General features: G+C 32.3%; 15 protein-coding genes. 6 read left to right on the top strand and 9 right to left on the bottom strand.

What is annotated here, in order from left to right; genetic code table 11:
- Positions 1–144: 144 nt before the first annotated feature.
- Genes DES36_RS12925 through DES36_RS12915 form a run of 3 tightly spaced genes read right to left on the bottom strand, consistent with a single transcriptional unit; the run spans position 145 to position 1,073 of the window.
- The gene (locus DES36_RS12925; protein ID WP_113921628.1) at positions 145–375 is read right to left on the bottom strand and encodes a helix-turn-helix domain-containing protein; all 231 of its coding nucleotides are present in this window, start codon (positions 373–375) and stop codon (positions 145–147) included.
- 1 nt (position 376) lies between these two features.
- Entirely contained in the window at positions 377–544 is a 168-nt protein-coding gene (locus tag DES36_RS12920; protein WP_113921627.1) for a YvrJ family protein, read from the bottom strand.
- Positions 528–1,073 carry an RNA polymerase sigma factor gene (locus DES36_RS12915; protein ID WP_113921626.1) on the bottom strand — a complete coding sequence of 182 codons (546 nt, stop codon included), beginning with the start codon at positions 1,071–1,073 and terminating at the stop codon, positions 528–530. Before DES36_RS12915 ends, DES36_RS12920 begins: the two co-directional genes overlap by 17 nt.
- 324 nt (positions 1,074–1,397) lie before the next feature.
- Here DES36_RS12915 and DES36_RS12910 point away from each other — a divergent pair, with 324 nt between their 5' ends.
- The 5 genes from DES36_RS12910 to DES36_RS12890 all read left to right on the top strand — a co-directional run bounded on the left by DES36_RS12910 (position 1,398) and on the right by DES36_RS12890 (position 5,184).
- On the top strand, positions 1,398–2,024 hold the full coding sequence (locus DES36_RS12910; protein WP_113921625.1) for an HAD-IA family hydrolase: 627 nt from the start codon (positions 1,398–1,400) through the stop codon (positions 2,022–2,024).
- Between the two features lie 24 nt (positions 2,025–2,048).
- Positions 2,049–2,600, top strand: coding sequence for a manganese efflux pump MntP (locus tag DES36_RS12905; RefSeq protein WP_113921624.1), 552 nt, complete (start codon positions 2,049–2,051; stop codon positions 2,598–2,600).
- Between the two features lie 80 nt (positions 2,601–2,680).
- Positions 2,681–3,208, top strand: a complete 528-nt coding sequence (gene rnmV / locus DES36_RS12900; protein ID WP_113921623.1) for a ribonuclease M5 — start codon at positions 2,681–2,683, stop codon at positions 3,206–3,208.
- 10 nt (positions 3,209–3,218) lie between these two features.
- Positions 3,219–4,067, top strand: a complete 849-nt coding sequence (rsmA, locus tag DES36_RS12895) for a 16S rRNA (adenine(1518)-N(6)/adenine(1519)-N(6))-dimethyltransferase RsmA (RefSeq protein WP_113921622.1) — start codon at positions 3,219–3,221, stop codon at positions 4,065–4,067.
- Between the two features lie 136 nt (positions 4,068–4,203).
- A complete protein-coding gene (locus DES36_RS12890; protein WP_170128308.1) occupies positions 4,204–5,184 on the top strand; it encodes a type I phosphomannose isomerase catalytic subunit in 981 nt (326 codons plus the stop codon).
- Positions 5,185–5,309: 125 nt separating this feature from the next.
- Here DES36_RS12890 and DES36_RS12885 read toward each other — a convergent pair whose 3' ends face one another.
- The 6 genes from DES36_RS12885 to DES36_RS12860 form a co-directional block, all read right to left on the bottom strand.
- Positions 5,310–5,630, bottom strand: a complete 321-nt coding sequence (locus DES36_RS12885; protein WP_113921620.1) for a PTS fructose-like transporter subunit IIB — start codon at positions 5,628–5,630, stop codon at positions 5,310–5,312.
- Positions 5,631–5,647: 17 nt separating this feature from the next.
- Entirely contained in the window at positions 5,648–6,703 is a 1,056-nt protein-coding gene (locus tag DES36_RS12880; RefSeq protein WP_113921619.1) for a PTS fructose transporter subunit EIIC, read from the bottom strand.
- 100 nt (positions 6,704–6,803) lie between these two features.
- Positions 6,804–7,253 (bottom strand): PTS sugar transporter subunit IIA, encoded by a 450-nt coding sequence (locus DES36_RS12875; protein WP_113921618.1) that lies wholly within the window; start codon positions 7,251–7,253, stop codon positions 6,804–6,806.
- A 21-nt stretch (positions 7,254–7,274) separates the two neighbouring features.
- Positions 7,275–9,302: a BglG family transcription antiterminator gene (locus tag DES36_RS12870; RefSeq protein WP_242981773.1), complete on the bottom strand. Its 2,028-nt coding sequence runs from the start codon at positions 9,300–9,302 to the stop codon at positions 7,275–7,277.
- 137 nt (positions 9,303–9,439) lie between these two features.
- The gene (locus DES36_RS12865; RefSeq protein ID WP_242981772.1) at positions 9,440–10,282 is read right to left on the bottom strand and encodes a [formate-C-acetyltransferase]-activating enzyme; all 843 of its coding nucleotides are present in this window, start codon (positions 10,280–10,282) and stop codon (positions 9,440–9,442) included.
- 6 nt (positions 10,283–10,288) lie between these two features.
- Positions 10,289–12,583, bottom strand: coding sequence for a formate C-acetyltransferase (locus tag DES36_RS12860; protein WP_113921617.1), 2,295 nt, complete (start codon positions 12,581–12,583; stop codon positions 10,289–10,291).
- A gap of 127 nt (positions 12,584–12,710) precedes the next feature.
- Between DES36_RS12860 and DES36_RS12855 the strand changes: the two genes are divergently transcribed.
- Positions 12,711–13,472, top strand: a complete 762-nt coding sequence (locus DES36_RS12855) for a DeoR/GlpR family DNA-binding transcription regulator (protein WP_113921616.1) — start codon at positions 12,711–12,713, stop codon at positions 13,470–13,472.
- Positions 13,473–13,479: the final 7 nt, after the last annotated feature.

Raw genomic sequence — 13,479 nt, 5'->3', positions numbered from 1 at the left:
TATAAGACATCTCAATACGTGTTGATAGCTATATTACCAAAACATAAAGGGGCAGAAAAAAAGGGCTAAACGTTGAGAATAGCCCTTTTTCATTATACTATAAGATTTGTTAATATTTCAATATTCTCCCACCTTGTAATAATTTCAATCTATATCTAGATATTTTTCGATTTCTTCCTTTGTTTTAAATTCAAATTTTTTAACACAGTTATATAATTTAATCATTAATTCTTGGATGCAATCAGGATCAATCTCCCCGTTAATATAGCTATTCTTATATATTAGGGGCTCAAACTTAGCTATTATTTGTCTAATAGCTTGTTCATCACCTTCTTTTGCTAATTCGCATAATTTTCTTAGGTCAGAAGTACTCATATTAAATACCCCCTTTAAAATTATTACTATGCTTAATGACGAGCTCCATAAGATCTATAATAGTCGTATTTAATACATCTAACTTTTTTTCTATTCTGGTAAGCAAAAAAGCAGTTACCAAAATTGGAAAGGCTATATTACCTAGATAGTCGCTAAATAACTCTTCCATATATGTCACCCCCTAGATAATCTCTTATATTTTTTAATCCAGCAAGCTTAACTTTATTTACAGCTTGCTTAGATAAATTTAATTCTTTAGCGATTTGTTTTTCTTCTTTATCCTGGATATAGCGCATGAATAATATCGTTCTTTGTTTGCTTGTAATATTTTGAATCGCTTCATTTAACTTTGTATTGGATGACATATTTTTTATGTCTGCTTCACTACATATTTCATCAATTATGTTTATTGATTTATCTGCTATAGTGTTAATTCTTTCTTCTTCAAATCCATCATCTAGGATATTTAAAACATATATTTCTCTTTCTTTTAATTTGTTTATTTTTCTTTTGAATTCTAATGATTTTAATTTTAGAGATTTTTCAATATAGCTAATAAAATATAGTTTAAACATATAATTATAAAATCTATCAACCAATATATCGATGTGATACTGTTCTTGAGAGTTTATTGCTTTAGAATATATTTTTATATTTTCTTTATCTTCGTTTAAAAATTTTACTGCTAAATTATGCATTGTGTTCCCCTCTAGTTAGTTTCTTTATGTAAAAATTATATCACATGATAGAACATATGTTTGTATAAAAGGTAAAAAAAATTGTTCTTTATTTTCTTCTTATTTTTACTTTTTTTTCCTCTAATATATAAAAAGATATTTAGACTAAAATTATCAACCTCATACAATTAATATTATAATAATTTCTTAACGAAATATTAAAGTGAGTTTATTTAATAATCAAATATTTCGAGAATATATAGTCATTGTTTTTCTTTTTTTCAGCATGTATTTGAGTTACAATAGATAGAGTATACCTATTTGGACAAATTTAAAGGAGAAGCTATGACGTATAAGTGTGTAATATTTGATTTTGATGGTACCATAGCCGATACGGAACATCATGTTTTTGATATATACAATCAATTAGCAGAAAAATATAGATATAAGAGAATGTCAAAAGACGACGTTCAAGGGGCTAAAAGCTTAAGTTTTTGGGAGTTTGTAAAGTCTATTGGCGTATCTTACATTCATCTGCCAAGACTGTTAAAAGAAGGTCAACACTTGTTAAAGGGAAGTATCGAGACTGTAGAACCATTTCAAGATAATATGAAAGATATTTTATTAGAAATTAAACAAAAAGTAGATTTAATGGGGATATTAACAGCGAATAGCACAAAAAATGTACAGATGTTTCTTTCCAATCACGATTTAGAGCTATTTGATTTTATAGAATCCTCTACATTCACAGGTAAAAAGAGAAAAATCAATTCTCTATGCAAAAAATATAAGCTGTCTAAAGAGGAGATTCTCTATGTAGGCGACGAAATTAGAGATATCCATGCGTGTAATGATGCTGATGTTAAATGTGCTGTAGTAACTTGGGGGTATAACTATCTTGAGACCCTAAGAGCCCATCGTCCAGACTATATCATTACAGATTTAAGTGACTTAATAAAAATTATTTCATGATACTAATTTAAAGGAGAAATATAGATGACATCATTAATATTGACAACTGCCTTAGCCTTATCTATGGATGCATTTGCAGTGGCAGTGTCCTGCGGTGTTTCCAAAAGAGCAAGAGATACTTTTACTCAAGCAAAAATTGGCGCTTATTTTGGCATTTTCCAAGCATTAATGCCTGTATTAGGTTGGATTCTTGCATCGAGGTTTTCTGAGTATATTCGAAGCTATGATCATTGGATTGCTTTTATTTTATTGGGATTTATAGGGATTAAGATGATAAGAGAATCTAGGGATAATACGTGTGAGGATGTTGGGGATTTAACTACAAAACATCTAGTAACATTAGCAATTGCTACTAGCATTGATGCTTTAGCAGCTGGGATTAGTTTTGCTGTACTAGATACAAATATCTTTCTAGCAGCTGTAGCTATTGGCCTTATTACCTTTATGCTATCTTTTTTAGGGGCTAAGTTTGGCGAAAAATTAGGATGCCAATTTCAGCAAGGAGCTGAAGTCTTCGGAGGTGTTATATTGGTAGCAATAGGTACGAAAATATTAATAGAACATTTATTCTTCTAGGATTTTCTAGTGTATGAGCAAAGAAAAAGCTATTGGCTGCAAGCTACCGCTAAAGTAGTAGCACTGAAAGGAAAGAGAACATGATACAGGAATTGGTTGTAGTAGAAGGTAAGGATGATATCTCTGCCGTCAAAAGAGCAGTAGAGGCAGATGTAGTATGTACCCATGGGTTTGGGCTTACGGAAGACATTTTAAAGGTAATTGAAAATGCAGCAAAAACAAGAGGAGTCATTGTGTTTACAGATCCAGACTATGCTGGAGATAAAATTAGAAGATATATAGATAAAAGGGTTCCTAATTGCAAACATGCGTATTTACCAAGGCATCTAGGAAAAAAAGGAGATAATATTGGTATTGAGAATGCCACTCCAGAGTCTATTTTTGAAGCCTTATCTAAAGTGCAGACTTTAGTAGACAATGAGACCACTTTTACATTGCAGGATATGTTTGAATTTGGCCTAAATGGAGAAGGTAGTAAGGATAAAAGAAGATTCGTTGGAGAAAAATTAGGCATTGGATACTGTAATAGTAAACAATTTGTTAATCGACTGAATAATTACGGTATTACTATAGAACAGTTGCTAGAAGTTATTAACCAATACAAATAGGAGTGATATAATGGAGAGACTGACGTCCCCAAGGATGATTCACGACATACAAAAAAAATATGACTTTCATTTTAGTAAGCGCTATGGACAAAATTTTCTAACGGATGGAAATATTATAGAGAAGATTTTAGAAGGAGCAGATATTCAAGAAGAAGATTATATATTAGAAATTGGGCCTGGAATAGGAACTATGACTCAGTATCTGTGTGAAAGGTCAGCACACGTTTTAGCAGTAGAAATCGATCAAAAATTGATCCCTATATTAAATGATACTTTACGTGATTATTCAAACAAAACTATTCTCAATGAAGACGTATTAAGAATTAATTTAAAAGAAGAATTAAAGAAGGTTTCAGACAAGCCTTTTAAGGTTATTGCGAATTTGCCCTATTATATTACCTCTGAGATCATCATGAATCTTTTAGAAAGAGACCTACCTATTGAAAGCATTACAGTAATGGTACAAAGGGAAGTGGCAGAGAGAATGATTGCTCCTCCTGGAAAGAAAGATTATGGTGCTTTATCTGTAGCAGTACAATTCTATTCTAAGCCTCAAATCGTAACAATTGTGCCAAAGACCGTATTTATGCCTCAACCTAAAGTGGAATCTGCAGTAATCAACTTAAAGATTTTAGATGAACCTCCAGTTGAAGCTCAAAAAGAGGTCTTTTTTAAAGTAGTTAAAGCTTCTTTCTCAATGAGGAGAAAAACCCTGTTAAATTGCCTTTCAAATGGCTTAAATATGGACAGACAAAAGGTAATAGAAGTATTAGAAAAGTGTGATATTGATGGCAAAAGAAGAGGAGAGACCTTGAGTTTGAAGGAGTTTGCAAAGATTGCAAATGAGATTACTGTGTAAGTGGAAGTGAAGTACGGGAAGCTAAAACTGATTCTGTATTACAAAAATAAAATAGTAGTCTGAGTGTTTATAAAAGATGCAAATTTGCTAAAGATATAATGTATAGAAATCAATGATAGGAGAATATTTAAACAATATGAAGAAGTCAAAGAAAAGCATTATAAAGTTAGAACCATCTGTAAAAGAACACATATGGGGTGGTACAAAGCTTAAGGAAAAGTACGATAAGAAATCTAATAATAAAATTATATCTGAAACATGGGAGCTATCTGCACATAAAGATGGTCCTAGTATTATTGCATCTGGTAAATATAAAGGAGTAAAATTTAATGAATATATTTCTATTATGGGACATGAGATTTTAGGCTCCAAATCTGAACGCTATACGGATTTACCTATACTCATTAAGTTCATTGATACAGCAGATGACTTATCGGTGCAGGTTCATCCAGATGATGAATACGCATTAAAATATGAAAAAGATTATGGTAAGAATGAAATATGGTATGTTGTGGATTGTGAGTCTGACTCCTATTTGTACTGTGGCTTTAGCAAAGATATTAGTAAAGATGAAATAAGGCAAAGAATAAGTGACGGTACCCTTTTAGAAGTATTAAATAAAGTTCCAGTCTTTAAAGGACAAAATATATTTATTAAAACGGGTACAGTTCACGCTATTGGAAAAGGATTATTAATTTGTGAAATACAACAAAGTTCCAATGTTACTTATAGGCTCTTTGATTACAATAGGATCGATAAAAATGGAGAAAAGAGACCATTGCACATTGATAAAGCTTTAGATGTAATAGATTGTAAAAAGTTTGAAATAGATCAAATCAATAAAGATGAACCTACAACAGCTGAAAAAAGTTTAGATTATCAAAAATTAATAGAATGTGAGTATTTCTCTGTTGAAAGGTATTCTATTCAAGATCATATTGAACTTTATGGTAAGAAGGATTCATTTATATCAATTGTTGTTACAGAAGGTGAAGGTAGTATTTACGCAGAGGGCGAAAAGCTTGATTTTAAATCTACAGATTGTTTCCTTATCCCTGCTGGTGAAAGTAAAATAGAGATTATAGGTAAATGTACTTTTTTAAAAGTACATCTTTAAATACAATAAAAGAGAGGCGAAAAAACCTGCCTCTCTTTTATTGTATTTTATATGGTGCTAAATTACAAAGTTTTACATAGAACTTGCAACGTGGAACTTAGAACTAATGCGCCGTAGGCCACTAATTATGAGTTTTTCTTTTCTACATGTTCTTTGATTTTTTGCATAATAGCAGGTGCTTTTTTAATAGCATCCCCTATAGAAACTTTAACAATAGTCTTGTTCTTGAATCGATCTGTATTTTTAATGTCCATATCTTTTGTGAGAATAACAGCATCTGCTTCAGCTACATCACTAGCAGTCAATTCATTTTCGATACCGATTGATCCTTGTGTTTCTACTTTAACTTCGATATCTGCAGCTTTTGCTGCTTTTTCAATTGCTTCCGCAGCCATATACGTATGAGCTACACCTGATGGACAAGATGTAACAGCTATAATTTTCATTTTAAAACCTCCCTATATTATTCAAAGTCAATATCTAATTCATCGCCTAAGTCTTCTTGCGTATCGATAGGTAATTCACTCGCTGGTTTTTTAAGCGCGCTCACCATTAAAGCAGTAACGACAACACCTACAATAGTTGCAATAATATACCCAAAAATATTTTCAACTACAGGTAAAACAATCCAACCACCCCATGGAGCATGATTTGCCGCATTTAATAATAGGGATGTTACAGAGCCAGCAGCGCCACCAACCATAATAGAAGGGATTACTCTTAGTGGATCTGCTGCAGCAAAAGGTATAGCACCTTCTGTAATACCAATTAAGCCCATTATAATGGCTGCTTTTCCACTTTCTTTTTCTTCTGTAGTAAATTTCTTTGGTGCGATAAATGTAGCCAAAGCTAAACCAAGTGGAGGAGTACATATAGCTACACCAACAGCGGCCATAACTTGTGGATTTGTGGCAACTAAACCAACGGCAAAACCAAAGGCAACTTTATTTAGTGGACCACCCATATCAAAGGCAATCATAGAACCTAAGATGATTCCAAGAACAATCTTACTTGTACCAGACATTCCACTTAACCATGTTGTTAAAGCAGTCATTAGTGCTGCAATAGGAATTCCTAAAACCCATACAATTAATCCACCTACAACAAAAGTTCCCACTAAAGGAATGATGAAAATTGGCATAATAGAGCGCATAATTGGCGGAACTTTAATTCTTTTTAAATAGTATACTACAATACCTGCTAAGATACCTGCAAGCATACCACCAAGGAAACCTGCTCCAATAGAATTGGCAAGGTATGCGCCTATTGCACCAGGAGCGATACCAGGTCTATCTACCATAGAAAATGCAATAAATCCACCCATTATTGGAACAAACAGCGACATACCTCCTACACCGATATCCCAAATATCTTTTAAGATACCGCTTTCAGGAGCTGATGGAGTTCCTGACAACATAACGGAAAGAGCTAATAGTACACCACCGGCAACGACAAATGGCAACATGTAAGATACACCAGTAACTAAATGTTTTCGCGTATCTTTTAATAATTCTAACATTATAATTCCTCCTTTTATTCTTATACGGTGTAATACATCTTTTGTAACGCATTACACTTTTGCTTATATAAACTATTTAGGAAAACCTAAATAGCATATATTAAAATATGGTCTCTAATAGAGTAAGTAATTGATCTTCTTCTTTAATGTTTAATAAATCATTACGAAAATCTTCATTCATAAGTTTTCTAGATAGAGCAGCTAGTATCTTTAAGTGTTCATTAGACTCAGAATCTTTAGGAACAGCTAATAAAAATACCATATTAACAGGTTCGCCGTCTAATGATTGCCACTCAATGCCACCATTTAATCTGCCAAAGGCTACTGTAGGTACTTTAACAGCATCACATTTTCCATGAGGGATGGCAATGCCGAAACCAATACCTGTTGTACAAAGATTTTCTCTATTTAATACTTCTTCTGTATAACAGGAGGCATCGTTTAAGCGACCTTCCGATTCCATAAGTGAGATGAGCTCTTTCATACAATATTCTTTAGTATCTGCATCTATGTCTAGTTTTATAAGGTTTTTATTAATAATTTTATCCATATCTATTCCCCTTAAAATTTTTTATAAATCTATTAATATCTGGTACAATACATCAATATTTTTTGTATTTCTTATTGTAATAAGCTGATTTTGATTATCTACTAATCCATGGAATTTTTTAAAAAAGTTTTTTGTTTCTTTGCTACTTTCAAAATGCAAAGCTAGATAGAAAATAATATCTACAGGATATCCTCCCCAATCAATGGGCTCATTTAAGATTATTACTGCAATAATTGGCCTATTAACGTAAGTATCTTTTCCATGTGGTATAGCAACACCATTTCCAACGGCTGTAGATGTTAATTTTTCTCTCGATAGAGCAGATATTGTAAATTCTTCGGTAACATATCCCTCTTTATTGAGCATATCTCCTATCTCTTTAATCACTTCTATCCTTGAGGAGAAAGATTCCTGTAAAAAGATTAACTTTTTATTTAATAGTGAAGAGATACTATACTTATTATTATCCCGTTTCTCACTACTCAAATCATTTATTTTTTGAAGAATTAACGAAATATCATTTTCATCTACGAATACACTGATAGAAACTACTGGCTTATCTTTTTCAGGAATAGGAATCGTGCTTATGATGATATCATATTTATTTTGCTCATAACTTGCCAGCTCATGTAAGGAGCTCACACCTATAATTTCAATGTTCTTAATTCGATTTTTTAATCGAGACACAACTAATTGAGAGGTTCCTACACCAGTAGAGCAAACAACAATAGCACGATAATTTGATTTACTTCTTTCAAGAGCAGCACCTATATGAATGGCGATATAACCAATTTCTTCTTCTGTTATTTGAATATTAAAACGTCTTTCAAAGATAATGCTAGTAGCCCAAGAAGCACCAAAGACACTAGGATATTTTTCTTTTATCTGATCTAATAAGGGATTTCTTAAAGAAAGTCCATACTTTAGCCGATTAACAGCTGTTTTTAAATGTAAACTCAAACCAATCAGTAAACTTTTGTCATCACTTAAGGGAACAGAAAGAATATTTGCTACTAAACCAATAATTTCTTTTGTTGCGTCAAGTATAGAAGAGTCTATGTCATTTAGAATGGACTCTTTATTATTTCCTATATCAATTACCTCCATAGGTTTAGCTCCTATAATATGAAGGGCGATATAAGCTATTTCAGATTCAGGAATTTTTATGTGTATTTCTTTTTCTAATCTCATTCCAATCCATGCTGCTACAGGGTATTCCTTATTTTTCTTAATATCCTCAAGATTATTTGATGGCATTTTGATATCTTTTTTTTGCTTTAGTCTTTCTATGCTTATGGCTATGTGGATGACTAGCCCAGTAAAAGCCTCGTCTGAAAGTGGAGAGGAAAGCTGACTTTCTGCTTCCGTAATAATTTTTTCAATTTTTGTTAACTCAATTTGAGGAATTAAGTCTTTTATATTGTTGGTGTCTTGAATATTTAATCTATTATTACCTATAGGATCGTCGGATTTCATTAAGATATCTTTTAATTCTTGTTCTTCTTTTATTTGGGCGATTAAATCACTAGCAGCTTTTCTCCAGTTTTTTTCATCGCCATCAATAGAGATCCCCTGATTCTTTTTTTTGACTAAGGATAGATTGTATTTTTCTAATCTTTTATCAACCGTTTCCAAGTCTTTGCTGATTGTGACCCTGCTTACAATTAAATTATCTGCAAGGGATTGTAAAGATACTGGATGAAAGGATTGAATTAATTTTTTTATAATAAATCTCTGTCTTTCTTCACTAGAATAAGGCTCAAGATAGATGCTTCGATAATTGACTAGCTTTTCTAAACTTTGTCTGCCTTGTTCATCGTATTCAAACCAAATACCAATACGTGGTTTTTTGATGATTTTTATTTCGCCCTGAAGAGTGTTAAGATAGGTTTCTAATTTATCTAAATCATTTCTCACAGTTCGATTTGAAACACTTAATTTACTAGCTAGTTGATTAATTGTAATAGCACCATCTTCTTTAGAGAAGAGTATTTGCAATAACTTTTCAACTCTGCTATCAATTTGCTTATTTATGATACAACACCTCACTAATACTTTATAGATTTATGCAACAATCATTGTATTTGTTGTATCATTTATACAATGAAAGGATACTACAAAAGCCTTGATTTATCAAGGCTTTTGGGTGTATAAAAGGGTGCAACATTAATGTGGCAAAACTTTATTTATCCCCCAATTTGAACTTTAAATCCATTGGTTACAAATAGGTCTTTTGCATGATTAATTTCTTGTTGAGATAATAATCTTAAATTTTCTAGGCTGTATTCTCTTCCAGTGCCCTTGTATTTAGAACTTCCATATTGGTGAAAGGGCAATAGGTGAACATAATTTATTTCGCACACCTTTAAGAAATCAATAATCTGGAGGAGATTGTCTTCTTTTGCAGTAAAGGTAGGAATTAAAGGCACTCTGGGGATAACATTAGCTCCTTTAGCTGCTAGTTTAGAAAAATTACTCTTTACTAAACTACCGTCTCCCTTAATAATATCTTTAAAATCTTTATCATCCATAATTTTAAGATCAAAGAGAATTTCATCAAGAAAATCGCTAAGTTGGTCTAATATTTTCCAGCTACCATGACCGCTAGTTTCTATGGCTGTATGAATACCAAGTGATTTTAATTTTTTTAACAACTCTAATGCAAACTCTCCTTGAAGCAAAACTTCTCCTCCTGAAAGAGTTACGCCACCACCACTTGTATCATAGAATACCATATCTTTTTTTACTTCCTCTACTACCTCATCTATGGTCATCTCTTGTCCAACCCATTCTAAAGCATTGGTTGGACAAAACTCTGGCGTCTCCTTACAACTAGCTGCATTTTTACTAACACATGAAATACACAAAGATTCTTTACGCATAATTTCTTTTTGGGCACTTTGTGATTCAGGATTAGCGCACCATGGGCAGCGAAGAGGGCAGCCTTTAAAAAAGATAATAGTACGGATTCCTTCTCCATCATGAATACTATACCGCTGTATATTAAATATTAAAGCCTTAATAATCATCACCCCTTATATACCGTGTTCTGTACGACTGATAATATCATTCTGTATTGCCTCATTGAGTTCTACAAATATAGCACTGTAACCAGCTACTCGTATAACTAAATCTTTGTAATCGTGAGGATTTTTTTGTGCTTCACGTAAAGTGTCAGCAGATACGATATTGAACTGAATATGCTGTATTTTTAATCTCATAAAAGCTTTTAAATAGTTGACAAATTTACGTAATCCAGCTTCTCCCTCTAATACGGAAGGACTAAACTTTACATTTAACAAACTACCATTAGTGGTAAGATAATTGTCTAATTTACTTACACTTTTTAATACAGAAGTAGGACCATTTTTATCTCGACCTACCATAGGTGACAAACCACCATCAGCTAATTGTTCTTTTGAATGTCTTCCATCTGGAGTTGCGCCAACGGATTCTCCAAGGGGGATATGGGCAGATACGGTGTAGGAGCCTGGTTGAAATATACCTCCCCGAACATTGTCATATTTTTCAACTTCCATACAGTAGAATGAAAGAATATCGCTACCAAGATAATCTACTTCATCTATATCATTTCCATATTTATCGTATTTATTGATAAATCTTTGCCTTAAAATTTCATTATCTTCATAATCTTCTTTTAAAATAGATTGAAGCTCTTTTATGCTTATAGATTGATCTTCAAAGACTGCTTTTTTTATGACATATAAAGAGTCGCTTAAATTACCGATGCCGATACCTTGAACACCTGAAAAATTATAAACAGCTCCTCCAGTAGATACATCACTGCCATTCATTATGCAATCATCAATAAAACAAGATAATAGTGGTGTAGGTGCTAATTCACCATGTGCTTCGTCACATATATTGGATCCTTCAACCATGTACACAACATATTCTCTAATAGTCTTTTTAATTTCTTCTATTAGTTGATCAAAAGAATCAATCGTATCTATATGTCTATCTAGAGTTACTTCAAGTACTTTAAGTAGGTTAAATAAAGCGATATCGTGTAAACCATACGTTTTTCCTGGTAAAGAAAGCTCAACACATCCTACTACAGCATAATCTCTAGCATCTTCTAAAGAAACACCTCTGTTAAGGTATCCAGGTATAATAACTTCGTCATTAAAAATTTGTGGTATACCTGTACCTAATCGGATGGTTTCTGCTGACTTCATCATAAATTCGACAGGTGATTTTTCATGAATTCGTACACCTAAATTTGGCTGAGGTAAACGGATATCTCCAAAAGTTTCTAATACGATATAACTTAATTCATTGGTAGCATCTCGTCCATTAGCATCTACACCACCTAAAATAATCGTATATCCTGTTGGGAAACCAGCAAAGTATTTTGCACTATCTTCGCTACGAAGTAAAACCACATCGTTCATCTTTAACCATAGACATCTCAAGAGCTCTCTACAAAATGCTTCATCTACTCCATCGGCTAAAGATTGTCGGTAAAAAGAAATCATATATTGATCAAATCGACCAGATGAAATAGAGCTTGCATTGGATTCAAATTGTAGGGCTAGATTTACAAGCCAGAACAATTGAAGAGCCTCATAAAATGAATGGGGTTTTTCGTGAGCAACTTTTTGGCAAATATCACGAATCGTTGCTAATTCACTTTTACGCATTTCATCTTTTTCATTCACATATAATTCTTCTGCAAGATTTGCATAGCGAATAATATATGATTGCAACGCCTCTAATGTTATTACTGCTGCCTTAAGAAAATCATTGCTCTGATCCTTATTTAATGAGCTTTTTGCTTCATCAATTATAGCATCTATACCATTGTATAAAACTTTACTGAAGTTTGGAATAATATGTCCTTGACCTTTGTCCGTTTGATTGATTTTTACAATGCCATCTTTAATTGAGGTTTTCACGTCGTCAGACATTTTTTCATCTACATAGTTCTTTAGAGATTTACCATCCCAATAAGGGAACAATTCCTCTTTGAATTTTACTTTATCTTCTTCATTAAATATAAATTTGTCTTGAGGGCGAGAATACATAGTATCGATCTCTTCTAAAATCCAATAAGGTGACATTTCTGGGGATGCAATACCACTTCTTGGTCTTATTGTTCGATCGCCTACAATAAGCTCATAAGAATCGATTTTAATTTCTACATTTTCCAATATATGTTTCGTAGCATGTGCTCTTCTTAGAACACTAGGCATACCTGCAGTTTGCTTATAACTTTCTGTATATAATGTAGCTCTTTCTAAAGATATTTCTCTAGTAGGATTGAGTAAGTTGTCTTTTAAAATCTTAATTCGTTTGCTAATATTCATACCATCACCTCTAAGTATTGTTTTTTATTATTGTATATTATTTTTTATTACTTTTCAATAGTTTATTATTGATTTTTCGTGAAAAGTGTTTATAATTATATTTAGTATAAGAAAATAGGAGATTTTTATGTTTGCACAAGAGAGATTAGATATGATTATCCAATTATTACATGAAGAAGGAAAAGTCAAAGTAAAAGATTTAAGCAAGCGATTTGAATTATCAGAAGATGCTATTCGCAAAGATTTAAAAATCTTAGAAAAACAAGGGGTTATGGAGCGTATATATGGCGGTGGAATGTTGAAAAAGAAAATCCCCAAATTTCAGGATGTAGGTGAAAGGAATCAAACAGATAGTCTTGATAAAAGAAGGATTGCCACAAAAGCTCTTAAGATGTTAAATGAGAGGGAAACAATTTTATTAGATATATCCTCGATTAATCTTATCCTTGCAGAGATGATTAAAGAGTCTGATTTAGAAATAACAGTCCTATCCAATAGTATCGATATTCTTTATATTTTATCAAAGAGTACAAAAGCTACAGTCATTTCACCTGGTGGAATGTATTTTAGACAAGCTGGTGGATTTGTAGGAAGTGAAACCATTAATTCTATCAAAAAATATAATGTACAAAAAGTATTTATTGGAAGTTGTGGAGTAGATCTAGATGCGAAAAGCATTACTACATTTAATGTAGAAGATGGGAATACTAAAAGTGCCTTTATCCAATGTGCAAAAGAAGTATATTTAGTAATGGAAAATAAGAAATTCAATTATGATGGTATCTACAAATTTGATTCTATTGATCATGTAGATGGAATCATAACGGAAGGTAAACCTATTGAAGTAATTAGCAAAAAGTTAAATAAGTATAAGATCAATATTATATGAAAGGGGC

Source organism: Alkalibaculum bacchi (assembly GCF_003317055.1).
In the GTDB taxonomy this organism is placed as follows: domain Bacteria; phylum Bacillota; class Clostridia; order Eubacteriales; family Alkalibacteraceae; genus Alkalibaculum; species Alkalibaculum bacchi.
This window is presented reverse-complemented; position numbering and strand designations above follow the sequence as displayed.